Here is a 21,145-nt window from a genome sequence, read left to right on the forward strand (position 1 = left end):
GAACGGGATGACGGGCTCCGTGCCCCAGAACGGGATGACGGGCTCCGTGCCCCAGAACGGGATGACGGGCTCCGTGCCCCCCTTAGCCGTTTGGAACGACGACGACGCCGACGTTCGGCGCAACGTTGCCGTCGTGGACGTCGGCCCATGCCTGTGCCATTGCGCCGACGCCCGTGCGGTGGTCGATGGTCAGCCACGATCGGCTGCCTTCGGCGAACTTGGTCATCGCGTCGGCGCATCGCTGGGCGTAGTCCTCACGACCCCACTCTTGTTGGCGGCGGCCAACCTCGGTCGGAGCGAAGAACATCTTCGGCGTCGGGCCAGCGAGCGCCGCTGCGTCCTCGGCAGTCGAGTTCGGAGCGTCGTGATGGCTGCGGCCGACGGTCATCGAATACGCGAGTTGGTCGCCCAGCTGCTTGTGGACGGCGCCAAGCACGGTCGGGTTGCCCGCCATGTCGATCGACACCGACGGGATACTTGCGTCGAGCTGATCCGTCTCGTCGTAGGAGAGCACGGTGTCGTAGAAACCGAGACTCTTCACGAACTCGACGTTGTCGGCCGACGTGAGCCCGATGACCTTGACGATGCCGCGTTCTTTGGCGCGCTGCGCGAAACCGATCGCGGTCTTCGACGATGCGGAGAGCACCGTGACTTGCCCTGCACCGAAGTATGGGGCTTCGCCCGAGGCGACGCCACCGCCGGAGTCGGCAAAGAACTCTTCAGCGAGAAATCCAGTCAGGAAGAGTCCGCGCAGCAGCGTGTGGCGATCTTCGCCGTCCGGCGCGTCGTCGTACATCGGGTCGTTCTTCGTGTCGACGTAGGCGCGGTAGACCGGAGCGTGCGGCTGGCGGTGCGCGCCGTCGTCGCGGAAGCCGTCACGAGTCGCCGTTGCAGTGATGACAGTCTCAGTCGCCATCGGAAACCAGCCGTAGTAACGCGAGCCGACTGCGATGTCGGAGTTGGCTGATTCGGTCACCGAGGCCCATGCCATTGCCGGCACGCGGCCGAATGGCGGCTCGGTCGGAAAGAACTCCCAGTAGGCGAGCATGTCGCCAAACACGGCATACGTGATGTTGTTCGCCGTCAACGCGAAGCGATCGACCGACACGCGGACTTGCCCGTCGTCGAGCGGCTGCGCCGGCGTGTCGATGAGCCGTGAGTTGGCAATGGCTTTGCGTTCGATCTCGAGGACAGAAACAATGTCGTTCTCCATCGGTCCAGCATGACAGCAATGTCCTTTTCCCCTTGGGTCAAAAGTGGACATATCGCCGTCAGCAGGGTCGTGCAGTTGGTCTTGGGTCGCACCGACCGGCTACAACCAGGGGCATGACCGAAGCTTCGAACTACCGCAACGCCGACCACCCCGCACTCGACGTGACGAGCCTCTTTGGGCTGTCTGGCAAGGTCGCCATCGTTACGGGCGGCTCCCGCGGTATCGGCTACATGATCGCTGCGGGCCTGGTGGCCAACGGTGTGAAGGTGTACATCACGGCTCGCAAGGCCGATGCGTGCGACGCCGCGGCAGCGGAGCTGCGCGAACACGGCGAGTGCATCTCGATCCCCGGTGACATGTCGACGACCGAGGGCATCGACGCCTTCGTCGCAGCCGTCACCGAGCAAGAAGGCCAGATCGACATCCTCGTGAACAACGCCGGTGCCGCATGGGGCGCGCCGCTGGGCGAGTTCCCCGCCATCGGATTCGACAAGGTGATGGACATCAACGTCAAGGCACCCTTCATGCTCACCCAGGCGCTCCTCCCCCAACTGAAGGCCAGCGGAACGGCCGAAGACCCTGCACGCGTGGTCATGATCGGCTCCATCGACGGCATCCGAGTGCCGCACGGCGACAACTACTCGTACTCGGCGTCGAAAGCCGCCATCCACATGATGACGCGCCACATGGCCGCACATCTCGTTGGTGAGCACATCCTGCTGAACTCGATTGCACCGGGCCCGTTCCCGTCGAAGATGATGGCGTACATGCTCGAAGACGAAGAGCGCTCCGAGCTTGTCCACAGTTCGAACCCGCGCAAGCGGATCGGCACGGCACAAGACATCGCAGGTGCAGTGATCTTCCTGTCCAGCCGCGCCGGTGCCTACACGACTGGCACCGTCATCCCCGTTGACGGCGGCATCTCCACTCTGTAGATCATGGGTTTCCGGCTGCGTGACTCGTATGACCTGGGTGACGAGGTGGCGTGCGACCCGCTTGTCCAGGTGATCGACGACTTCATCACTGAGGCCGAACGCCATCACATCGTCCATCTCGCGGCCGACCGGCTTGATACGGCACTCGTCAGCGCTGTCGGCGAAGCGACCACGAGCGACGGCCGAACGGGTCGCGTTGCGTGGGTCAAACACGATGAGACCGCCGTCGTGCAAAGCCTCGTCGGACGGGTCAGCGACCTCGTCGGCATCCCGATCGGGCACGCAGAGTCGGTGCAGGTCGTGCACTACGGCGAGACCGAGCAGTACAAGCCGCACTTCGACGCATACAACATGAACACCGAGAAGGGTCGCCAGCGAACCGAGCAGGGCGGTCAGCGGATCGTGACCGCCCTGATGTATCTCAATGCCGTCGAAGCGGGTGGCGGCACGATCTTCCCGAAGCTCGACCTCGAGATAGAGGCCAAGCCCGGCCGCATGGTGATCTTCCACAACCTCGCCGACCGCACACTCGCCGACTTCACGCGCCATCCAAAGTCGCTGCACGGCGGATTGCCGGTCGTTGCCGGTCAGAAATGGGCGTGCAACCTGTGGTTTCGAGCCAGGCCTTACCGTGATCAGAACGTGCATCGTCAGTCGGCGGCCAGTGCGGCCGAATAGCTCCGAAGCACAGCAACAGCATGGAGCCCTTGCCTGCCAGTAAAAGGCCGTGCGAGACGCCACGGATGGACGGCCATCACCTCGTTGCAACAGCGGTGCTGGTCAAGGCGGACCAAATACTCTTGTGCCACCGTCATCCAAACCGACGTTGGTATCCAAATGTCTGGGACATCCCAGGAGGTCACATCGATGCCGGCGAAACCCCGGCAGACGCAGTGCTCAGAGAGCTCCGCGAAGAGCTTGGGATTGAGGTCCGTATCGAGAGCAATGAACCATTCCGAGTTTTTGACCCGGCTCCTGGTCTCACGCTTTACGTCTGGGTCGTCACCGAGTGGTCCGGAGAAATCGCCAACCGTGCGCCCGACGAGCACGACGAACTCGGTTGGTTTGGGCTCGACGACCTTGAACGACTCGAACTGGCCGATCCCTCTTTGCAACGACTGCTTGCCGATGCACTCGAACTCGTACATGCCGATCAGGAGCCGTCGGCGGCCGTCAGAGAGGCCGAACGTTCTGGGCAGTTTTGAGGTCATGGAGACAACGCACTGTTGCGCCGGCACCTTTGTTACATGTAACATTCTGCCATGGCTCGCGAACGTTCGACCGCCCCAAGTGCAGTCCGGGTTCGCGCTCATCGAGAGCGGCTCCGGGCACAGGGCTTACGCCCTGTTCAGTTCTGGGTGCCCGACGTCCGATCACCCCAGTTCGCTCAACAAGCACATGAGCAGTCCGTCGCCGTTGCGGCCAGCGGCATCGAGGCCGATGATCAAGCCTTCATCGACGCACTCGGCGATGACGAGTGAAGCGCGGTGAGATCTGGACCGCTGCTGCCGGTAGCGGCTACGTCGGCAAACCACGACCGGTCGTCATTGTCCAAGACGACCTCTTCAACGCAACTGCGTCTGTCACGATCTGTGCGTTCACCACTGACGAGACCGATGCTCCACTGTTTCGTGTACCGGTCGAGGCCGATGCGACAACAGGAATCCGACAACCAAGCCGACTGATGGTCGACAAGATCGCCACCGTGCAGCGCTCCAAGCTCGGCGAGCGGATCGGCCACCTGTCCGACGACGACCTGGCGAGACTCGGCCGTTCTATCGTCGTGTTCCTCGGACTCGCGACCCCCTGACCGACCACCCCGCAACGCTCCGAAATCACCCGTGTCTCGACATCGCAACCCACCGCCGGGTCAGCCGAAGGCGTTGATGCCGGTGAGCTCGACTGACAGGTCCCACAGGCGGGAGGCGTTGTCGGCGTCGACCGCGTAGGGCTTCACGCCAACAAACCGCGCGTACGGGCTGTCGAGGTCTTCCATCGGGGCGATGTCGCAGTTGTCGCAGTAGACCCCGCCCAGGCCATCAAGCTGCGGTGACACCGCTGCCCAGGTCGACGTCGACGCGCCCTGCTCGGGCGTCTTGAACATCTCGTTGAGGTTGCCCTCAGCGTCCATCCAACCCATGGCGATCATCTCTTCTTGAGGAAGGTGGCGCTGCAGCCCAGTCATAATCCCGCCAGGGTGCACGGCAAACGTGCGCACACCGTCGGCCTGGCCGAGCGCATCGAGCTGCACGGCGAACAGTGCGTTGGCGGTCTTCGCTTGGCCGTACGCCTGCCACTTGTCGTAGCCGGTACTGAACTGCGGGTCGTCGTAACGGATGTCGGACAGCTTGTGACCTGTCGATGAGAGCACCACGACCCGGGCACCGCCATCGGCGAGCACCGGCCACATGTTGTTCGTCATCACGAAATGACCGAGGTGGTTGGTGGCGAACTGCGATTCCCAGCCGTCACCGATCCGCTTCTCGGGGCACGCCATAATCGCGGCGTTGTTGATCAAGATGTCGACGGGCCGACCGGCTGCCGCCATCCGCTCACCGAAACCGCCGGCGCTTGCAAGGTCGCCGAGGTCCATCTCGTCGACGGTCACCGTTCCCTTGGTGGCACCGAGGCTGGCAAGCACTTCACGCGCATGGTCGGGACGTCGGGCCGGAACGATGACGTCGGCACCGGCTTCGGCGAGCCCTTTGGTGCTTTCGAGACCGAGTCCCGAGTAGCCACCGGTCACCACGGCGAGCTTGCCTGAGAGGTCGGCGCCGGCGATGACCTCGCTCGGCGTCGAGCGCATTCCGAAACCGGAGTTGAGCGGGTTCTGCAGAGTTACGGACATCGCCGGACCGTATCGCACTGCCTCATTCTGTCAAGATCCGGGTATGACAACTCGAACATCACACCCGGCGAGCTTTCATCCTGATGGTTCCGAAACGGTGGCTGCACCGAACGGCGGGCTCGCGCATCGTGCGAGCGTCGCACACGGCGAACGGTTCGAGCGGAAGCTCTGGAAGGTCCGCGCCGGCGTCTGGTGCATGGTTGGAAATGGACTGTCGAATCAGACATTCATCGAAGGCCCGGACGGGCTGATCGCGATCGACACCGGCGAGTGCGTCGAGGAGATGCAGTACGCCCTGAAGGCTGTCGCCGAGGAAACCGATACCCCGGTCGCCGCTGTCATCTATACCCATTTCCACTATGTCGGCGGAACAGCCGCTGTGCCTGGAGCGGGCGGCAGTGTGCCAATCTGGAGCCATGCCGGGGTCGTCGGCAACCGGGCGCGAAACGGTTCCGAAGTGGGCCCCGTCGCACGATCTGGCCTCATCCACCAATTCGGTATGACGCTTCCCGACAGCGGGCCGGATGCGCTCGTCAACGTCGGCCTCGGCACCGCGTTCCGCAACGCCGAACATCGCCCGTTCACCGAGGGGTTCATCGAACCAACCAACACCTTTACTGAGTCGACAAACGCGACTATTGCCGGCCTGCGCGTCGAGTTCACACCGGCGCCGTCCGACGCTGACGACTCCGTCAACATCTGGTTTCCCGACCTCGAGGTCTGCGTCAACAACATCGTGTGGCCGGTGCTGTTCAACGTGTTCGCGATACGCGGCGAGGAGTACCGCGACCCACGCGTGTTGCTCCGTGGGCTCGATCATGTCGCCTCGCTCGACGCCGAGCATCTCGTCGGCGCACACGGCCCGCCGCTGTCTGGCCGCGACCAGGTCGCCGAACAAGTCGAACGCAGCAGCGATGCGGTCCGGTTCCTGTGGGACCAGACCGTACGCGGGATCAACAAGGGTCTCGTCTCGGGCGAACTCACCGAGTTCGTCCAACTGCCTGCCGAGTACACGGCGTCGTATCTCCAAACACAGTTCTACGGCGTCGTCGAACATCACGTCCGTCAGATCCACGCTGGCCTGCGCGGCTTCTTCGACGGCGATGAGGCCAACCTCTTCCCGGTACCGCCGCGCGATCGTGCCGAGAAACTCATTGACGGGTTTGGAGGCGCCGACGCAGTCCGAGCACAAATCGAGGTCGCTACGGCAGCCGACGATCTGCGCTGGGCAATCGACATGGCCACATGGTTGGTACGCGTTGCCGACGACGAATCAGGCGCTGCCGATCGCCAGCGGTTGGCCGACCTGCTTCGCACGATTGCGCAGCGGACGACGGCGGCAAACATCAGGAACTGGTGCCTCACGCGTGCCCGCCACCTCGACGGAACCATGAGCACCGACCGCTTCCACGCTCACAGGTTCGATCGCGAAGCAGTCCGCCAAGGCGACCCGAGCGATGCGCTTTCCACGCTGCGGGTCATGCTCGATCCACTGCGATGCACGGGCCGGTCGATGCACGTTGCCGTCGAATTGCCCGACGCTCGGGCCGGCTTGCACGTACGTCGCGGGGTCGCGGTGCTGACCGACGGCTCTCGCGCCGATGCCACCGTCAGCATGGATCGAGACACCTGGGCGGAGATCGTGACGGGGAAGATCTCGATCGCCGACGCGCTCGCTTCGGGTGCCGCGTCATCCGCGACAGCTGGTGACATCACCACGTTCTTCAGTTGGTTCGAACACCCGGCATTCGAGAACGCCTGAGGCACCGGATCAAGCCCAATGATCAGCCCGGCGTTCAACGTTGTGGTCAGGCTCGCCTGACCACGACCTCGGCGCCACGCTCTTCAGGTTCGTCGTCGAGGAGTACGTCGGGGAAGCCGGGTGCAACAACGGACAAACCGGTCGCGTCTTCGAGCCGGCGGATGACGTTGTCCGACCACTCCCGCTCGCCGTAGCGCGCGGCAGCGTCACGGAAAATATCGATCATCAGCGGGTTCATCTCCAACGGCACGCCGACGTCATCGGCGATGCTCTGGAACAGCCCGATGTCTTTCAACACCAGGTCCATCGTGAAGCTGATATCGCGAGAGCCGTTCAGGATCATCTGGCTCTCCGTCTCGTGGACGAACGAGTTGCCGCTCGAGATCTTGAATGCTTCGAACGTGGTCGCCAGGTCGATGCCTGCGGCCGCCATCGTCGTCAGTGCTTCGGTGACAGCAATGAGATTGGCGGTGGCGAGGTAGTTCGTGGCGACCTTCAGGATCGACGCCGACCCGAGATCACCGGTATGGAGCACCCGCCGGCCGAGGATGGTGAGCAGCGGGAGCACGCGTTCGAAGGTGGCCCGGTCGGTGCCAGCGAAGATCGAAATATTTCCCGTTGCCGCGCGATGGCAGCCGCCCGACACTGGACAGTCGACGGCGGCACCCCCGGCTGCGGCAACCAGTGCACCAAGCCGTGTGATCTCCGAGGAGTCGGTGGTCGACATCTCCATCCAGACCGTGCCGGGCCGCCATGCTGCGAGCAGTCCGTCGTCGGCTTCCAACACTGCAGCCGATGCAGCAGGCGAAGGAAGGCACGTGATGACAACATCACAGGTCGCCGCCAAGTCTGCGGGAGTCGCCGCTGAACGTGCTCCGCGAGCGACGAAGTCGGCAACGAGGTCATCATCGAGATCGCGCACCGTGAGGTCGACCCCATTGCGGAGCAGCGAGCCAGCGAGCTTGCCGCCGACGTTGCCGAGGCCGACAAAGCCGACGGCGAGTGATGTGAGATCGAGGGTGTCGTTGTTCATGCGACGAGCACGATAGGACCTGCGGCGACCACCTCGGCGTCCCACGCATCGCGAGCGAACACGGTTCGCACGTCATCGACGAACGAGTCCAACGGGTGAATCGGAAAGTCGGGATCGAACGAATTCTGATCCCACCGAGAGCAGAACTCGAAGCACAGGTCGAACCACGGGTGATCACGGAATTCCTCGCGCCCGTTTCGGTCACCGTCGAGGTGGTGGGCGTAGTAGTAGCTCTGGAAGACGCCGTGTTGTTCGATCACCCAGGCGACTTCCTCGCGCACGTAGGGCCGCAGCACACTCGCCGCGTACGCCGAGTGGTTGTAGGGGGCAAGCTCATCGCCAATGTCGTGGAGCAGCGCAGCGACAACCCAGTCGATATCGGCACCGTCGAGGCGTGCGCGAGTCGCCGCCTGCAGCGAGTGTTCGAGCCGAGTGATCTGGTAGCCGCCGAGCGAGCCGTCGAGCCGTTCCAGTACGCCGAGCAGGCGATCGGCTACGCCGCGCGCATGGGTCCGTTCAAATCCGTCGAGCAACGAGTAGTCGGCCGCCGTTCCGTGCTGCATCTCCGTGAATGAGACGACGCGTTCTTCGGTCGTTGACGGTTCGTTCATTCGTGTCGCTTTCGTTCGTTAAGCCGGCGCCAGGCAAGCGTCCAAGCGGTCAGCGGACCGTCGTGGTCGATGTAACACCCTTGCAGGTGGCGGGCGCCACGAGTCGGATCGAATGCCGTCCGGCCGTGCAGTACTCGATGGTTGTCGACAACGACAACATCGCCAGAACGCATCCGGTAGTTCAGTTGACGGGTGGGGTCGTTCAGTGCTGTAGCAAGCCAGCGACGCCCGCGGTAGTACACGTCGAGGAGGTCAGCGTCGACAGACGGTGCGAAGTCGAGCCGGGGTGAGAATCGTATTTGTCGAAACGTCCCATCGGCAGCTCGTTCGATCAGCGGACCGTCAGCGCGCTTCATGTCCGACCCGATGTCATAGCGAAACTCGATCGGCAGGGTCGTGAGCACTGCGTGGGCTTCGGGATCAGCTTCGGCGAGAGCATCTGCAGCTGCCAAACCATCGACCATCGTTGAAGCCCCACCAGGGGCATCGTTGAGGATCGCGTGGAGGAATTGCAGGCCAGGCACCGGCGCCCGATACGGCTGATCGGTGTGGGCCGACAACGCCACCGGGGTGTATGCCAGATCGACCGGTCGCGGTTCGGTGCGCACGTCGAAGAGCTCGCCGAAGTTGGTCGCAGAGATCCTTCCGAACGGGCGAGTGATCTCCCGGAGAGCACCCACCTCGGCAGGCGTGTTGGTCAAGACGAAGCAGCCGAGTTCGAAGAACGTGCTGAGTGCTGCAATGAGCGCCTCCTCCGAGGTCGAAGGGTCACACAGTTCCCGGTAATCGACCAGTGGAACCGCCGTGTCGCAGGAGGTCCAAGGGCGTGGAGCCGGACGAGGAACGTCGGCATGGGCCGAGCCTTCCACACCAATGAGTTGCAAGATCGATGACAACTCGAACTCGACCCGCTCGCCGTCACTGAAATCAACCAGTACTGCAGGACCGCACTGCTCGACGCCGACCACTTCTAGGTCGGCCGGTACATCGAGCGGCTCCCACAGTCGCTGTCTGTTGGTCGCATCGACATGAGCGCTGAGGCGTTCGAGTAGCTGCATTGGGTGGATCAAATGTCCACCCACCTGCAACCGTCCGCGCTCGGCAGAACACAAAATGGCTGGTTTGGTTTCGGCACGCACAGATTTAGTTTCCACGTCTACTGCTGATCGTGACAGACGTTTGTTCGGCAGGGTGCCATACTCTGTTGTTATGACTCGTACGAATCTACAGGCTGGGACGGCAGCGTGAGACAGCTGGTTCGTCAGGTTGATCGTCTGCAGCGGCTGGCCGTGTTCGAAGCAGCTGCACGACTTGGTTCTCTGTCTGCGGCTGGTCGCGAGTTAGGCATCGCTCAGCCGGCTGTGACCCGTCAGATCAAACAGCTAGAGACTGCACTCGATACTGCGCTGTTCGATCGGCAGTCGAACCGCGTGGCCCTCACTGCTGCCGGGCGGGCCCTCGCCGACAGCCTTGACGTCAGCTTCGCCGCCATCGAGCACACCCTGTCTGAGGTCACTCACACCGATGACACTTTTGTTCTGGCTATGCCGCCCGGTTTCGCTCAGCAACTTGTGCTTCCCGCACTCGATTCGCTGCAGCAGGCGCTCGGCGATCAAGACCTCCGCCTGTGGCTGTACGACCGCGAATCAGAACTGGCGAACGGCTCGTTCCACGCCGCTGTTCGCGTCTCGGCCGAGCCATGGCCGGGCCACGAGGAAGTTGCACTGTTTGGCGAGTCGGTGTTCCCGGTTGCGACGCCGAGCCTGGCTGCAGCACACGGTCTGCACTCCGAGAGCCCTGCCGCTGATGTTCTCGCGGCGCCGCTGCTGCACATGGACTCGGCGGACCGGCCGTGGATGTCGTGGGCTGACTGGCTCGAACGCTTCGACCTCCGACTCACGCCGAGCCGAGGGCGTGTCGAGTTCAACAGTTACCCGAGCGTCTTGCAGCAGGTAATGCTCGGCCGTGGTGTGGCGCTCGGATGGGCCGGCATCCTCGACGAACTGCTTGACGGCAAGGCGCTGGTCGTGGTCGGCCCCACGATCAGTACAGACCGGCAGTACACCGTGACCTGGCCGAGCCGACGCCCCAGCAGCGCCGTTGCAGCAACGGTGGGTTGGCTCACTCAGACCGGTGCCGCCGGGTATCAGTGATCGAGTCGCGAACTCAGCCGCTCCATGGCCATACGAATGCCAGCACAGTGGTCGTCCGGGGTCGCCGCCAGCCCGACGAGCGCTGACTCTGCCATGAGGCTCATGATCTCGGGATGATTGTTTGCTTCGAGCAGTTGCTTGCGGATGCGTGCAACCTCGTCGGCTGACGCGTCGGCACGCATCACAACCGGCTGCGTCGGCCAGGGCCCGAGCCGTTCGACGATCTGCAGCTCAGCCACTTCAGGCCATTGTCGGGCACGGCGTGTCCTGACGATCGAGTCGATCACGGCCGCGTCGATCTCACCCGCCAACAGTTGGTCGATCGAGTGGTGATGGCCACCGGTCATCACGAGTTCGGCGAACGAGTCAGGATCATGGTTGCGACGATCGAGTTCGATGCGTAGGGCGTGATAGCCGCTCAAGCTCGCCGGATCATTGCACCCAATGCGGAGGCCGGCGAGGTCGTCGAGCGAGGCAGCATGTGTGCCGGGTCGGACCAAGAGGTCGGAGAAGTACACCGGTTGCCCGTGTGCGTCAGGGTCGTCAGGGACCCAGGCAACGCCGACCTGCTGGACCGACGGCGTGCGATCGGTGGTGAGTTCGATGAACGATGTCGAACACAGCCATCCAAGATCGGCTGTACCGGCGGCGAACGGATCGAGCGCGGGGTCAGGGCCCGATCGGTCGACGACGAAACCGAGATCGACACCAATTAACTCGGCCAATGCTTCGAACAGGGCCGCCGGGTAGCCAGGTGTCAGGTAAGAGATCAGCCGCACCGACGCAAGGCTAGAGCCGGCGCATCGAGGCGGGTGCCGACCGCACCAGCCGTGGCAGAAACCACGCGGTGCGAATCCAACTGCAGGTCGTACGGTTCGCCGAGTGGAAACCGAAGCGGCGCCGACACGCCACAGCCGTGTCGACCGGCAAGCGTTCACCGATGCGATCCCCCTACTGATTCCCGCCGTCCCATTTGGCTTCGTACTCGGCTTGGCGATGACCAAGTCGGAAATGCCACTGTGGGCTGCCTGGCTCACCTCTCCCCTGGTGTTCGCCGGTGCTGCCCAGCTCACGATGGTCACCATTGCCGGCACGGCATCGCTCTGGGCGATCATCTCCGCAGTCCTCGTGATCAACAGCCGCCACGTCATGTACAGCGCTGCGCTGGCACCGCTGTTCCGTGAACAACCGAGGTGGTTCCGCTGGGTCGGGCCGGTCATGCTCATTGATCAGGTGTTCGCACTGGCGATGCTGCGATCCGACCAAGAGCCCGACTCATTTCGTCGCTACTACATCACGACGATGGTGTTGTTCGGCACCACCTGGAACGTCGCTGTCCCGCTCGGCATGGTGATTGGCCCGGTCATCCCCGAGGCATGGCGCCTCGACTTCGCGCCGGTGATCATGTTCGCCGGGTTGGCGCTCTTCGCAATCAAGCGTGTGCCCGCCGGTGTCGCTGCGCTGGTCGGCGGGTCAATATCGCTCCTTGCAGCCGGGCTGTCCGACCGTCTCGGCATCCTCGTCGGAGCGGTCTGTGGCGTGGTCGCAGGAGCGATTGCCGAGCAACGGATCACGACCCTGACGACTCGCCAGGAGGTCGACCAGTGAGTAATCGCGCTGCGCTCCTCGTACTCGTCGCAGCCACGCTCGGCACCTATGCCTTTCGGGCTGGGCTGATCCTGTTGCTGGCCGACCGATCACTTCCGGTCGTGGTCGAACGAGCACTGCAGAACGTCGGACCGGCAGTCCTCGCAGCTTTGACCGTGAACCTGGCAGTTGGCGGCGATGGTGGCACAAGCGTCGACATTGATGCGATCGAACTGGCGTCACTCGGGATTGCGGCCGTTGTAGGCTTACGAACCAAAAACTTGGTGTTCATGCTGCTCGCCGGGATGGCTGCGCTACTTCTCCTGACAGAGATTTTCTAGTCTCGATCCAGCGATCAGGTGGCGAACCAACCGTTGATATCGACGATCAAATGCGTCGAGGCCAAGGTGTAGAAACACACAGTCCCAGTCGACGACACCGCACCAACACCAGATCCTGGAACGAACCCAGCAAGGTCGGTGAGTTGCACTTCCATCATCGTGTTGACGATCAACTCGGCCTTGCTGACGTTGCGCAACGCGTCCGGGCTCTGGCCTTGGCGGGTATCAAACACACGCTTCGGCCCAACTGCGTTGCAGGCCGAGCCTTCACTGAACCAACCGTTCATGTCGACCACGATGTCGGTCGGGGCGGCGAACACCCTCGGTTACACGAGCGTGAAGGCGACTCCGCCGATGTGGTGCGCCTCGCCGACTCGGTCGCGGTCACTGGCTACCAGGTCGACGCCATCGAGTCCTTCGCCGCGCTCAGCCGCTGCGACAAATCGCACGGCGGTCCTCAGGCCGAGCTCCTGCCAACGCGCCGACATCGCGTTGGGAGCAGTAGCACCCACCGTGACCCCGGCAATCGATGCCACGACAGAGTCGTCTTGGTTCGGCTGCCACGTCGGGCCGGCCCAAGTCCAGCTGCCCTGCGGGATCGGCTGATCGAGCGAAGCAATCACGCCACCAACGTCACGGGGGTGCAGGTGGCGACCGCGGATCGTCGGGAAGTCACCCGCCCACACGATCCGAACGTCGTGTGCTGCAAGATGTTCAAGCCGATCATCGAGGTCATCGACTTCGTAGATGGCCATGTACCCGCCGTCGCCGTTGCGCTTCTCGAGCAGGCGGCCACCAGTGGTGTCGGGCTGAGTTGGTGACACAACCTCAAGGAACTGATCGCCGATCACCATCAACGCGTTGTGGAGGCCGAACTCACCGACTCCTGGATCGTTGAAGCAGACGGTGAGGCCGAGCGTGTCACAGAGTTCACCAACAACGGCATCGAGATCGTGGGCGACGAGGGCAACCTGGCGAAGACGGATCATGTAGGAACGCTACGAACTGCTCGCCCCGCCGAGCGAGTCGGCCCACCACTACGGTCTGTCAGCATGAGCGATGCCACGTCGATTCACTATCCAGAGTTGGGGTTCTACACGTTGGCCGGAGCGCCAGAGTCACCCCGTGACCTGATCGACGAGGTACGTCACGCTGAAGAACTCGGCCTCGGCGCCGTGTTCATCTCCGAACGTTTCAATATCAAAGAGGCCTGCACGTTGTCGGGTGCAGTTGGCGCGGTGTCGAGCAACATCAAGATCATCACCGGCGCCACCAACCACAACACCCGCCACCCGATTGTCACGGCCGCGCATGCCACGACGATGCACCGACTGACCGATGGCCGCTTCTCACTCGGCATCGGTCGCGGCATCGCTCCCCTGTTCGATGCGTACGGCATCGACCGCATCACGACCGCGCAAATGGAGGACTTCGCCGGGGTGATGCGCCGCCTGTGGCACGGCGAGACGATTATTGGCCACGACGGCCCCATCGGCAAGTACCCGGTACTCCGGCTCGACCCGACGTTCGACGAGGACATCGACCTATCGATCGTCGCCTTCGGGCCGAACACGCTCGAACTCGGCGGTCGAACATTCGACAACGTCATCCTCCACACCTTCTTCTCCGACGAGACAGTCCAGCGTTGCGTCGCGACGGTCAAGCAGGCTGCCGAACGCGCTGGTCGCAACCCGAGCGACGTCACGGTCTGGTCGTGCTACGCCACAGTCGGCGACCACATCGACGAACCGCTGAGGCTCAAGAAGACGGTCGGTCGCCTCGCCACCTATCTCCAAGCGTATGGCGACCTGATGGTCACGACAAACAACTGGGACCCGGCAGTACTGACAGCGTTCCGTGCCGACCCCATGGTGCAGAGCATCAAGGGAGCAATCGACGCGGTGGCAACAACCGAACAGCTCGAACACATCGCCACCCTGCTCCCAGCCGAATGGCTTGCACCGGCAGCCACCGGCTCGGCCAAACAATGTGCCACAGCAGTTCGCCGCCAGCTGTCGCTCGGCGCGGATGCCGTAATCATGCACGGTGCGACACCGACTGAACTCGCCCCGATTGTTGCCGCCTACTGAACTTGTCATACCGAGTTCAGACCTCGGCCTGGCGACTTCTGGCACACTGCACTCATGGCAACACTGGTTCTCACCGTCATCGGTAACGACACGTCGGGGCTCGTCGACGCCCTCGCTGACCCGATCGCCCGCCACGGCGGGAGCTGGGACCGCAGCCACATGGCGCGGCTTGCCGGCCAGTTCGCCGGCATCGTCGTCGTCTCCGTACCCGACGACAACGTCACGGCCCTCCAGGCCAGCCTCGAGGGCCTCAATGCCCAGGGCCTCCTTGACGTGCAGGTGGCGATTGCTTCGTCGTCAACTGAAGACGGGCCGCCCGAGAACCTGTTGCGTCTCGAACTCGTTGGCCAGGACCGCCCCGGCATCATGAGCGAGATCTCTGCAGCACTCGCCACACAAGACGTCAGCATCCTCGAACTCGAAACCAACACGACGTCGGCGCCGATGTCCGGCGAGCCACTCTTCGAAGCAAAGGCCACGCTGCGAGTTCCGAACGAATTGGCGCTCGACCATCTCCGCGAAACACTTGAGAATATTGCAAACGAGTTGATGGTCGACCTTGACCTTCGACCAGGATGAGCCGGAACAACTTCACCACACCGACAGTTTCGGAAAGGGGGCGAACATGCATGACAACGACAACGAGCGCGACCGAATTCGGTTGACGCAGTTCAGTCACGGCGCCGGTTGAGGCTGCAAACTCGCCCCTGGCGAACTGGCGCACGTCGTGCGCCACCTCAAAACCGATCATCCCGACGAACTCCTCGTCGGCACCGACACCGGCGACGATGCCGCAGTGTGGAAGCTCGACGACGACCGAGCGATCGTCTCCACTGCTGACTTCATCACCCCGGTGGTCGATGATGCGCGCACCTGGGGCCAAGTGGCCGCAGCAAACAGCGTGTCCGATATCTATGCGATGGGTGGCCGCCCGCTCTTCGCACTCAACCTCGTCGGCTGGCCCAAAGACGCACTGCCGATCGAGTTGCTGTCTGAGCTCCTTGCTGGGGGGCAAGACATCGCAACGGCTGGCGGCTTCGTCATCGTCGGCGGACACACGATCGATGACCCCGAACCCAAGTACGGCATGTCGGTCACCGGTGAGGTCCACCCCGACCGCATCCTGACCAACGCCGGGCTCCGCCCAGGGCAAGACATCATCCTGACGAAGGCGTTGGGTGTCGGCGTACTGACCACTGCGATCAAGTCAGGTGTTGCGACCGACGCACAGGCCGCTGGCGCTGTTGCTTCCATGATTCGATTGAACGACGTCGCCTGCCGCCTGGCAGTCGGTGCGGGCGCCACCGGCTGTACCGACGTCACGGGCTTCGGTCTGCTCGGTCACCTGGGCCGCATGTCGCTCGAATCACATGTCTCCACCACCATCGAGTTCGATGCCGTGCCGTTCCTCAGCGGTGCCGTCGACCACGCCGAGGCAGGGGTCATGCCGGGCGGGTCCCGCCGCAACCTTGAGTGGGGTGTCGAGTTTCTCGACGCCGGCAGCCACAACGAGATCCATCAACTGTTGATCGCTGACGCTCAGACATCAGGCGGCCTTGTCTTCGGAGTCGACCCCGGTGAAACCGCTGCCGTGCTCGCCGAACTCGCTGCCACCGGCCATCAGGCAGCCCGCATCGGCTCGACCACCGACGGTACGCCCGGCATCGTCCTCCGCTGAGTTCAGTCAGCCGGCGACCAGCGCGCGGCACTCAGCACCGAGCCAGTATTCAGCAACCACATCGACGTCACGCCGTCTCTTTCCTCGGCGACGCTCACGACGTTTGTCCCGTGCGTGACCGGCCCGACGAACTCCATCTCGGCGCGGCCACGTCGCGTCGTCGTTCCGTTGATCAACTCCTCAACGAACGCCCAGTTCGCAGCATTGTTGACGTGATCGAACGGGTCGAGATCGGCTCGCCTGACAGCCCAGGGGTGTGCACCGGCCGAGTCGGTCGGCACTCCCAGCGCGAGTCGTGCCGAAACCTTGCGGCCGTCGCATGCCAAGCCATACGCGTCGATGAACTGCTGCGTCAGCGCGGCCGGCCGGCCGGTGTCGGTGGCAACCTGGACCCAGACGCTGACCGTCGCGATGTCGGCACCGAATGATCCGGCGAGCATCGTTGTTCGTTCCGCCCAGCTGCGACCGAGCCCCGTGCAGAACGTGGTCATCGCGACGACCTCGTCGAGCACCGCAGGCTGTCGAACCTCGATCAATGAGCGCCGGACAACCCAGCCCCACGCACCATCGAGTTCGGCATCGGATGCATCGTCGCTCGCGATGTCTTGCAGGTAGCGCGCCGTTGCATCGAGGCGCAGCTGACCACTCGGGTCAACGTCACCGAGCCGGACCTTGCGCTCTGCGCAGAATCGTCGACCGACCGCTGGTGGATCGAGTAGTTCGGAAGCTCCGGGGACAGCGGCCATCAAGTGATCGTGGCAGATGCCGCAGCGGATGACGGCTTCGCGGCCAAGCGATGCCGTTGCGGTCGACGACGCACTCGTGCAATACGCTCAGGCCATGCTGATCGTCGCCGGAACCATCGTTACTCAACCAGGAGGACGTGCTGCGTTTCTCGATGCGGTGCAACCAATGGTCGCGGCAACCGTCAACGAGGCCGGCTGCCGGGAGTACGTCTTTTCCCCCGACCCGGGCGACGACAACCGCATCATGCTGTACGAACTGTGGGACGATCAGGCATCGCTCGACGCGCATTTCGCCAGCGACCACATGGCTGCATGGCAGGAGACCCGCAAGGGCCTCGCGCTCGCGGGCGCCGATATCAACAAGTACATGATCGACTCCGTGGAGTCACTCGGATGAGCACCCACACCGACACCGACAATCACACCGACACCCGCGACCCGATCTTTGGCTGCATGGACAACTGGTACCTACACCTGAAGGGTCAGCTCGACGGCGGCCTGGCGTCAATGCTCCATCCTGACGTCGTCTTCCTGTCGCCGGTCGTGTTCACCCCACAGGAGGGTCGCGACATCACCATGCTGTACCTCACCGCTGCGGGTGGAACGCTCGGCGGCGATGCCGACGTCGAAACAAAGGCGGCCGAATCAGGTTCCGGCGGGTTCGGCTACATCAAGACGATCCTGCAGGGCCATCACGCCATGCTCGAATTCGAAACGACGGTCGAAGGCAAGTACGTCAACGGCGTCGACATCATCACGTGCAATGACGACGCCATCATCACCGAGTTCAAGGTGATGATGCGGCCGCTCCAGGCCGTCAACGCGGTGCATGCCCAAATGGGCGCAATGCTCGAACGCCTAGCGAAGGGCTAACGCCCTCTGCCCATGGTCAACCTGCTCTGCGTCGGGGACCTCAATGCCGACCTCGCGATCTCGCTTGCCGACGACCTCGTCATCGGCTCCGACACCGACGGCACCATCGAGATGCACGGCGGCGGCTCTGCAGCGAACGTCGCAGTTTGGGCTGCCCGGACGGGGTCGACCGTCGGATTCGTCGGTGTGGTCGGCGACGACGATCTCGGCAAGTTCCTCGTCGACGGCCTGGTCCAGGCCGGAGTCGATACGTACGTCATTCGACGTGCCGGAGCGTCAACCCGCGCCGTTGCGGCGATCGTCGGCCGAGACGGGAACCGGTCGTTGGTCTCTGACCTCAGCGGGCAGACAGCGCTGGTCGAGGGCGACGTCGACGCCAACCAACTGGCAGCAGCTTCATGGTTGCACCTGACGGGGTACACCTTCCTGACCGAGCAGAGCCGATCGTTGTTCGTCGGGCTCACGAAGCAGGCATCCGAACTCGGCATCCCGTGGTCGGTCGATCCGTCGGCGGCGCAACTCATCCGGGTCCGCTCTGACGTTGCATCGTCGCGAGCAGCATTCAGCGGTTGCGATGTCATGTTTCCGAGCGATGACGAAGCAGCCCTCCTGGCCGATGTTGACGATCCGGTGATGGCCGCCGACTCGCTCCTCGACCTCGCTGACTGCGTCGTCGTCACGCGTGGCGCCGATGGAGCAACTGTCGCTCGGCGCGGCCAGCCGACATTCTCGGTACCCGCAGCACCGACCATACTCCGAAACACGCTGGGCTGCGGCGATGCGTTCGCAGCTGGGTTCCTGACCGCCCGAATCGGTGGCGCCGACGACCGGGCCTGTGCAGTCGCAGCGACTGCAACAGCTGCCCGGGCCGCTCGCCTTTCGTCGGCGCGCTGATCTCGCACGACTGCTCGGCGCCGCAGTCGGGTCGGTAAGTTCGACCGCATGATCGCTGAACACTTTGATGTCCTCGTGGTGGGTGCCGGTATCTCTGGCATCGGTGCGGGTTACCACCTCCAGCAGAACTGCCCTGACCGGTCGTACGCGATCCTTGAAGGTCGCCCATCGCTCGGCGGCACCTGGGACCTCTTCCGCTATCCCGGTGTGCGTTCGGACAGCGACATGCACACGCTCGGTTACAGCTTCCGGCCCTGGACCGATGCGAAGTCGATCGCCGACGGCCCGTCGATCTTGCAGTACGTCAAAGACACTGCTGCCGAGTTCGGCATCGACAAGCAGATGCGGTTCGACCATCAGGTCGGCGCGGCATCGTGGTCGAGCGACACGTCGACATGGACCCTCAGCGTGCAGGTCGGCCCAGAGGGTGACCAGCAGCCGGTCGGGTACACCTGCAACTACCTGTTCATGTGTTCGGGCTACTACAGCTACAAGGGCGGCTACGAACCCGAGTTCACCGGTGCCGACCAGTTCGCTGGCCAGGTCGTCCATCCGCAGAAATGGCCCGAGAGCCTCGACTACACGGGAAAACGCGTCGTGGTGATCGGTTCGGGTGCCACAGCGATGACACTGGTGCCCGCATTGGCCAAAGACGCCGAACACGTCACAATGCTGCAGCGCTCGCCCACCTATGTGGTGTCACGGCCCTCGACCGACGCGGTTGCAAACGGGCTCCGCAAGGTGCTGCCGGACCGCGTGGCCTACAACATCACGCGCTGGAAAAACTCCACGATGGGCGAGTTCTTCTACAAGCAGACGCGCAGTAAGCCAGAGAAGGTCAAAGGCCAACTGCTCGGGCTGATCCGCAAGGAACTGCCCGCCGAGATGGTCGACGAGCACTTCACTCCTGCCTACAACCCGTGGGACCAGCGGCTCTGTCTCATCCCAGACAGCGACCTGTTTAACGCGCTGAAGTCCGACGCCGCTTCGGTCGTCACTGCCGAGATCGACACGTTCACTGAGACCGGTATCAAGCTGACCAACGGCGAGCACCTCGACGCCGACATCATCGTCACCGCTACCGGTCTCCAGCTCGTCACAATCGGCGACATGGACTTCAGCGTCGACGGTCAAGCAGTCGACTTCTCAAAGACGTGGACGTACAAGGGCATTGCGTACTCCGACGTGCCGAACATGGCGTCGTCGTTCGGCTACATCAATGCGTCGTGGACACTGCGCGCCGACATCACTTGCGAGTGGGTGTGCCGTCTCCTCAACCACATGACGGAGAGCGGCACCACCCAGGCGACGCCGCGTTTGCGGCCCGAAGACGCCGACATGACCGAGCGCCCGTTCATCGAGGACTTCTCATCGGGCTACATGCAACGGATGATGCCACTCCTCCCCCGCCAGGGCGACCAAGCCCCGTGGCTCAACCCGCAGCGCTACAGCGCCGACAAGAAGCTGATCGCGAAGTCCCCGATCGTCGACGGTGCAATGCGATTCGCCGGCGCCCGTGTCAAGGCCTCCGTCTAAGCACGCTTCGTTCTACCGCTGGTCAACCGTTCAGGAAGTCGACGCACCGCTGCGTCCAAGTGTCGAGTTCGGCGCGTGCCGATGCGAGCACGACCGCGCTGTTCGGCAGCAGCTCCCCGAGCCGCTCGGCGGTCGAAACCGGATGACCGGTGTCGCCGGTCCACGCAAGAATCAGCGCCGGCATCGTCAGCGCAGGTAGCGCATCTTCGGCTGGCAGGTCAGCGTGGCCTGCACCTCGAAACATCGAGGCCAGACGAGCGGTGTCGGCAGCTTCGAGGCCTTCGACCCGGCGCTCGACGTACTCAGCATCGTCGATGAACGGGTCGGGCGGCGGCATCGTCTTGGCGCCGTACACCAGTGGGGCAACTCCCTGCGTTTCGACCGCCTGCGCCATCTGTTCGTACAAGCCGATCTGATCGGCGCGGCTCGCCCATGCGGTCGGTGGGATGGTGAGGATCAGCTTCTCGACGCGGTCGCCGAGGTGTAGCGCCGTGTGCAGCGCTGTCGCTGTCCCCATCGACGCTCCCCCGAGTGCGACCTTGTCGAGCCCGAGTTCGTTGATCAGGGCGATCTGGTCGAGCGCCAGTTCTGACCACGCGCCTTGCTCTGGCCATATGAGGTCGCCCGATTCTCCGTGGCCGCGAGCGTCGTACCGCAGGACTTGGCGGCCAGTGGCCAGCAGAGAAAGATCCACGAGCGGCATGCGATTCTCACTCGCCCGGCTGCTCGTCAGCCCGTGGCCCCACACGAACGGCGTGGCTGGGCCAACGCCTGAGAGGTCGTACGCGAAGTCGCAGTCACGGAGCCGGATCATCGTCATCCCTCGACAGTACGGGTGGTCGGCC

General features: G+C 63.5%; 26 protein-coding genes. 16 read left to right on the forward strand and 10 right to left on the reverse strand.

Annotated features, from left to right (window positions below; all coding sequences use genetic code 11):
• Positions 1-82: 82 nt before the first annotated feature.
• Positions 83-1,213, reverse strand: coding sequence for a DUF2855 family protein (locus tag ACH2EI_RS02595; RefSeq protein ID WP_395153383.1), 1,131 nt, complete (start codon positions 1,211-1,213; stop codon positions 83-85).
• 161 nt (positions 1,214-1,374) lie between these two features.
• Between ACH2EI_RS02595 and ACH2EI_RS02600 the strand changes: the two genes are divergently transcribed.
• The 5 genes from ACH2EI_RS02600 to ACH2EI_RS02620 are packed head-to-tail and all read left to right on the forward strand — an operon-like array spanning position 1,375 to position 3,958.
• Positions 1,375-2,148 (forward strand): SDR family oxidoreductase, encoded by a 774-nt coding sequence (locus ACH2EI_RS02600; protein WP_395159093.1) that lies wholly within the window; start codon positions 1,375-1,377, stop codon positions 2,146-2,148.
• A gap of 3 nt (positions 2,149-2,151) precedes the next feature.
• Complete coding sequence (locus tag ACH2EI_RS02605) at positions 2,152-2,826, forward strand: prolyl hydroxylase family protein (RefSeq protein ID WP_395159081.1); 675 nt, start codon at positions 2,152-2,154, stop codon at positions 2,824-2,826.
• A gap of 20 nt (positions 2,827-2,846) precedes the next feature.
• Positions 2,847-3,353 carry an NUDIX domain-containing protein gene (locus ACH2EI_RS02610; RefSeq protein WP_395159083.1) on the forward strand — a complete coding sequence of 169 codons (507 nt, stop codon included), beginning with the start codon at positions 2,847-2,849 and terminating at the stop codon, positions 3,351-3,353.
• A gap of 57 nt (positions 3,354-3,410) precedes the next feature.
• Positions 3,411-3,629: an antitoxin MazE family protein gene (locus tag ACH2EI_RS02615; protein ID WP_395153386.1), complete on the forward strand. Its 219-nt coding sequence runs from the start codon at positions 3,411-3,413 to the stop codon at positions 3,627-3,629.
• Positions 3,626-3,958 carry a type II toxin-antitoxin system PemK/MazF family toxin gene (locus ACH2EI_RS02620; RefSeq protein WP_395153387.1) on the forward strand — a complete coding sequence of 111 codons (333 nt, stop codon included), beginning with the start codon at positions 3,626-3,628 and terminating at the stop codon, positions 3,956-3,958. The genes ACH2EI_RS02615 and ACH2EI_RS02620 overlap by 4 nt, the downstream gene beginning before the upstream one ends.
• Positions 3,959-4,018: 60 nt before the next feature.
• Here ACH2EI_RS02620 and ACH2EI_RS02625 read toward each other — a convergent pair whose 3' ends face one another.
• Positions 4,019-4,996, reverse strand: a complete 978-nt coding sequence (locus tag ACH2EI_RS02625; RefSeq protein ID WP_395153388.1) for an SDR family NAD(P)-dependent oxidoreductase — start codon at positions 4,994-4,996, stop codon at positions 4,019-4,021.
• A 43-nt stretch (positions 4,997-5,039) separates the two neighbouring features.
• Between ACH2EI_RS02625 and ACH2EI_RS02630 the strand changes: the two genes are divergently transcribed.
• Positions 5,040-6,758 carry an alkyl sulfatase dimerization domain-containing protein gene (locus ACH2EI_RS02630; protein WP_395153389.1) on the forward strand — a complete coding sequence of 573 codons (1,719 nt, stop codon included), beginning with the start codon at positions 5,040-5,042 and terminating at the stop codon, positions 6,756-6,758.
• 46 nt (positions 6,759-6,804) lie between these two features.
• Here the strand turns inward: ACH2EI_RS02630 and ACH2EI_RS02635 are convergent, their stop codons facing one another.
• The 3 genes from ACH2EI_RS02635 to ACH2EI_RS02645 are packed head-to-tail and all read right to left on the reverse strand — an operon-like array spanning position 6,805 to position 9,460.
• Positions 6,805-7,791 carry an NAD(P)-dependent oxidoreductase gene (locus tag ACH2EI_RS02635; RefSeq protein ID WP_395153390.1) on the reverse strand — a complete coding sequence of 329 codons (987 nt, stop codon included), beginning with the start codon at positions 7,789-7,791 and terminating at the stop codon, positions 6,805-6,807.
• The gene (locus tag ACH2EI_RS02640) at positions 7,788-8,402 is read right to left on the reverse strand and encodes an HD domain-containing protein (RefSeq protein WP_395153391.1); all 615 of its coding nucleotides are present in this window, start codon (positions 8,400-8,402) and stop codon (positions 7,788-7,790) included. Before ACH2EI_RS02640 ends, ACH2EI_RS02635 begins: the two co-directional genes overlap by 4 nt.
• A complete protein-coding gene (locus ACH2EI_RS02645; protein WP_395153392.1) occupies positions 8,399-9,460 on the reverse strand; it encodes a TauD/TfdA family dioxygenase in 1,062 nt (353 codons plus the stop codon). Before ACH2EI_RS02645 ends, ACH2EI_RS02640 begins: the two co-directional genes overlap by 4 nt.
• A 186-nt stretch (positions 9,461-9,646) precedes the next feature.
• Here ACH2EI_RS02645 and ACH2EI_RS02650 point away from each other — a divergent pair, with 186 nt between their 5' ends.
• Complete coding sequence (locus ACH2EI_RS02650) at positions 9,647-10,555, forward strand: LysR family transcriptional regulator (RefSeq protein WP_395153393.1); 909 nt, start codon at positions 9,647-9,649, stop codon at positions 10,553-10,555.
• On the opposite strand, the gene ACH2EI_RS02655 is transcribed toward ACH2EI_RS02650, so the two are convergent.
• Positions 10,549-11,334 (reverse strand): phosphate/phosphite/phosphonate ABC transporter substrate-binding protein, encoded by a 786-nt coding sequence (locus tag ACH2EI_RS02655; protein WP_395159085.1) that lies wholly within the window; start codon positions 11,332-11,334, stop codon positions 10,549-10,551. The genes ACH2EI_RS02650 and ACH2EI_RS02655 overlap by 7 nt on opposite strands.
• Before the next feature lie 103 nt (positions 11,335-11,437).
• Here ACH2EI_RS02655 and ACH2EI_RS02660 point away from each other — a divergent pair, with 103 nt between their 5' ends.
• Both ACH2EI_RS02660 and ACH2EI_RS02665 read left to right on the forward strand, forming a co-directional pair.
• On the forward strand, positions 11,438-12,163 hold the full coding sequence (locus tag ACH2EI_RS02660) for an AzlC family ABC transporter permease (RefSeq protein ID WP_395153395.1): 726 nt from the start codon (positions 11,438-11,440) through the stop codon (positions 12,161-12,163).
• Positions 12,160-12,483, forward strand: a complete 324-nt coding sequence (locus ACH2EI_RS02665) for an AzlD domain-containing protein (RefSeq protein WP_395153396.1) — start codon at positions 12,160-12,162, stop codon at positions 12,481-12,483. Before ACH2EI_RS02660 ends, ACH2EI_RS02665 begins: the two co-directional genes overlap by 4 nt.
• A 14-nt stretch (positions 12,484-12,497) precedes the next feature.
• Here the strand turns inward: ACH2EI_RS02665 and ACH2EI_RS02670 are convergent, their stop codons facing one another.
• Together ACH2EI_RS02670 and ACH2EI_RS02675 are read right to left on the reverse strand one after the other, a co-directional pair.
• The gene (locus tag ACH2EI_RS02670) at positions 12,498-12,770 is read right to left on the reverse strand and encodes a hypothetical protein (protein ID WP_395153397.1); all 273 of its coding nucleotides are present in this window, start codon (positions 12,768-12,770) and stop codon (positions 12,498-12,500) included.
• A gap of 39 nt (positions 12,771-12,809) precedes the next feature.
• Positions 12,810-13,472: a VOC family protein gene (locus ACH2EI_RS02675; RefSeq protein ID WP_395159087.1), complete on the reverse strand. Its 663-nt coding sequence runs from the start codon at positions 13,470-13,472 to the stop codon at positions 12,810-12,812.
• A gap of 63 nt (positions 13,473-13,535) precedes the next feature.
• Between ACH2EI_RS02675 and ACH2EI_RS02680 the strand changes: the two genes are divergently transcribed.
• The 3 genes from ACH2EI_RS02680 to selD are packed head-to-tail and all read left to right on the forward strand — an operon-like array spanning position 13,536 to position 16,251.
• A complete protein-coding gene (locus ACH2EI_RS02680) occupies positions 13,536-14,573 on the forward strand; it encodes a TIGR03857 family LLM class F420-dependent oxidoreductase (protein ID WP_395153399.1) in 1,038 nt (345 codons plus the stop codon).
• A 54-nt stretch (positions 14,574-14,627) separates the two neighbouring features.
• A complete protein-coding gene (locus ACH2EI_RS02685; RefSeq protein WP_395159089.1) occupies positions 14,628-15,152 on the forward strand; it encodes a glycine cleavage system protein R in 525 nt (174 codons plus the stop codon).
• A gap of 46 nt (positions 15,153-15,198) precedes the next feature.
• Entirely contained in the window at positions 15,199-16,251 is a 1,053-nt protein-coding gene (selD, locus tag ACH2EI_RS02690; protein WP_395153401.1) for a selenide, water dikinase SelD, read from the forward strand.
• A 2-nt stretch (positions 16,252-16,253) separates the two neighbouring features.
• Here selD and ACH2EI_RS02695 read toward each other — a convergent pair whose 3' ends face one another.
• Complete coding sequence (locus ACH2EI_RS02695; protein WP_395153402.1) at positions 16,254-16,997, reverse strand: acyl-[acyl-carrier-protein] thioesterase; 744 nt, start codon at positions 16,995-16,997, stop codon at positions 16,254-16,256.
• 94 nt (positions 16,998-17,091) lie between these two features.
• Between ACH2EI_RS02695 and ACH2EI_RS02700 the strand changes: the two genes are divergently transcribed.
• The 4 genes from ACH2EI_RS02700 to ACH2EI_RS02715 are packed head-to-tail and all read left to right on the forward strand — an operon-like array spanning position 17,092 to position 20,300.
• A complete protein-coding gene (locus tag ACH2EI_RS02700) occupies positions 17,092-17,394 on the forward strand; it encodes a putative quinol monooxygenase (protein WP_395159091.1) in 303 nt (100 codons plus the stop codon).
• A 56-nt stretch (positions 17,395-17,450) separates the two neighbouring features.
• A complete protein-coding gene (locus ACH2EI_RS02705) occupies positions 17,451-17,870 on the forward strand; it encodes a nuclear transport factor 2 family protein (RefSeq protein ID WP_395153416.1) in 420 nt (139 codons plus the stop codon).
• Positions 17,871-17,882: 12 nt separating this feature from the next.
• The gene (locus tag ACH2EI_RS02710; protein ID WP_395153404.1) at positions 17,883-18,764 is read left to right on the forward strand and encodes a carbohydrate kinase family protein; all 882 of its coding nucleotides are present in this window, start codon (positions 17,883-17,885) and stop codon (positions 18,762-18,764) included.
• Positions 18,765-18,812: 48 nt separating this feature from the next.
• The gene (locus ACH2EI_RS02715; protein ID WP_395153405.1) at positions 18,813-20,300 is read left to right on the forward strand and encodes a flavin-containing monooxygenase; all 1,488 of its coding nucleotides are present in this window, start codon (positions 18,813-18,815) and stop codon (positions 20,298-20,300) included.
• Positions 20,301-20,322: 22 nt separating this feature from the next.
• Here the strand turns inward: ACH2EI_RS02715 and ACH2EI_RS02720 are convergent, their stop codons facing one another.
• The gene (locus ACH2EI_RS02720; protein WP_395153406.1) at positions 20,323-21,120 is read right to left on the reverse strand and encodes an alpha/beta fold hydrolase; all 798 of its coding nucleotides are present in this window, start codon (positions 21,118-21,120) and stop codon (positions 20,323-20,325) included.
• Positions 21,121-21,145: the final 25 nt, after the last annotated feature.

It is taken from the genome of Ilumatobacter sp., from assembly GCF_041688325.1.
Lineage (GTDB): Bacteria > Actinomycetota > Acidimicrobiia > Acidimicrobiales > Ilumatobacteraceae > Ilumatobacter_A.

Bases quoted from the DNA above. Each gene is read 5' to 3' on its own strand.
- ACH2EI_RS02705 (WP_395153416.1), top strand. From the start codon at position 17,451: ATGGACAACTGGTACCTACACCTGAAGGGTCAGCTCGACGGCGGCCTG.
- ACH2EI_RS02675 (WP_395159087.1), bottom strand. From the start codon at position 13,472: ATGATCCGTCTTCGCCAGGTTGCCCTCGTCGCCCACGATCTCGATGCC.
- ACH2EI_RS02625 (WP_395153388.1), bottom strand. From the start codon at position 4,996: ATGTCCGTAACTCTGCAGAACCCGCTCAACTCCGGTTTCGGAATGCGC.
- ACH2EI_RS02615 (WP_395153386.1), top strand. From the start codon at position 3,411: ATGGCTCGCGAACGTTCGACCGCCCCAAGTGCAGTCCGGGTTCGCGCT.
- ACH2EI_RS02610 (WP_395159083.1), top strand. From the start codon at position 2,847: ATGGAGCCCTTGCCTGCCAGTAAAAGGCCGTGCGAGACGCCACGGATG.
- ACH2EI_RS02605 (WP_395159081.1), top strand. From the start codon at position 2,152: ATGGGTTTCCGGCTGCGTGACTCGTATGACCTGGGTGACGAGGTGGCG.
- ACH2EI_RS02670 (WP_395153397.1), bottom strand. From the start codon at position 12,770: ATGAACGGTTGGTTCAGTGAAGGCTCGGCCTGCAACGCAGTTGGGCCG.
- ACH2EI_RS02680 (WP_395153399.1), top strand. From the start codon at position 13,536: ATGAGCGATGCCACGTCGATTCACTATCCAGAGTTGGGGTTCTACACG.
- ACH2EI_RS02645 (WP_395153392.1), bottom strand. From the start codon at position 9,460: ATGCAGCTACTCGAACGCCTCAGCGCTCATGTCGATGCGACCAACAGA.
- ACH2EI_RS02630 (WP_395153389.1), top strand. From the start codon at position 5,040: ATGACAACTCGAACATCACACCCGGCGAGCTTTCATCCTGATGGTTCC.
- ACH2EI_RS02685 (WP_395159089.1), top strand. From the start codon at position 14,628: ATGGCAACACTGGTTCTCACCGTCATCGGTAACGACACGTCGGGGCTC.
- ACH2EI_RS02595 (WP_395153383.1), bottom strand. From the start codon at position 1,213: ATGGAGAACGACATTGTTTCTGTCCTCGAGATCGAACGCAAAGCCATT.
- ACH2EI_RS02720 (WP_395153406.1), bottom strand. From the start codon at position 21,120: ATGACGATGATCCGGCTCCGTGACTGCGACTTCGCGTACGACCTCTCA.
- ACH2EI_RS02695 (WP_395153402.1), bottom strand. From the start codon at position 16,997: ATGGCCGCTGTCCCCGGAGCTTCCGAACTACTCGATCCACCAGCGGTC.
- ACH2EI_RS02710 (WP_395153404.1), top strand. From the start codon at position 17,883: ATGGTCAACCTGCTCTGCGTCGGGGACCTCAATGCCGACCTCGCGATC.
- ACH2EI_RS02640 (WP_395153391.1), bottom strand. From the start codon at position 8,402: ATGAACGAACCGTCAACGACCGAAGAACGCGTCGTCTCATTCACGGAG.
- ACH2EI_RS02700 (WP_395159091.1), top strand. From the start codon at position 17,092: ATGCTGATCGTCGCCGGAACCATCGTTACTCAACCAGGAGGACGTGCT.
- ACH2EI_RS02715 (WP_395153405.1), top strand. From the start codon at position 18,813: ATGATCGCTGAACACTTTGATGTCCTCGTGGTGGGTGCCGGTATCTCT.
- ACH2EI_RS02635 (WP_395153390.1), bottom strand. From the start codon at position 7,791: ATGAACAACGACACCCTCGATCTCACATCACTCGCCGTCGGCTTTGTC.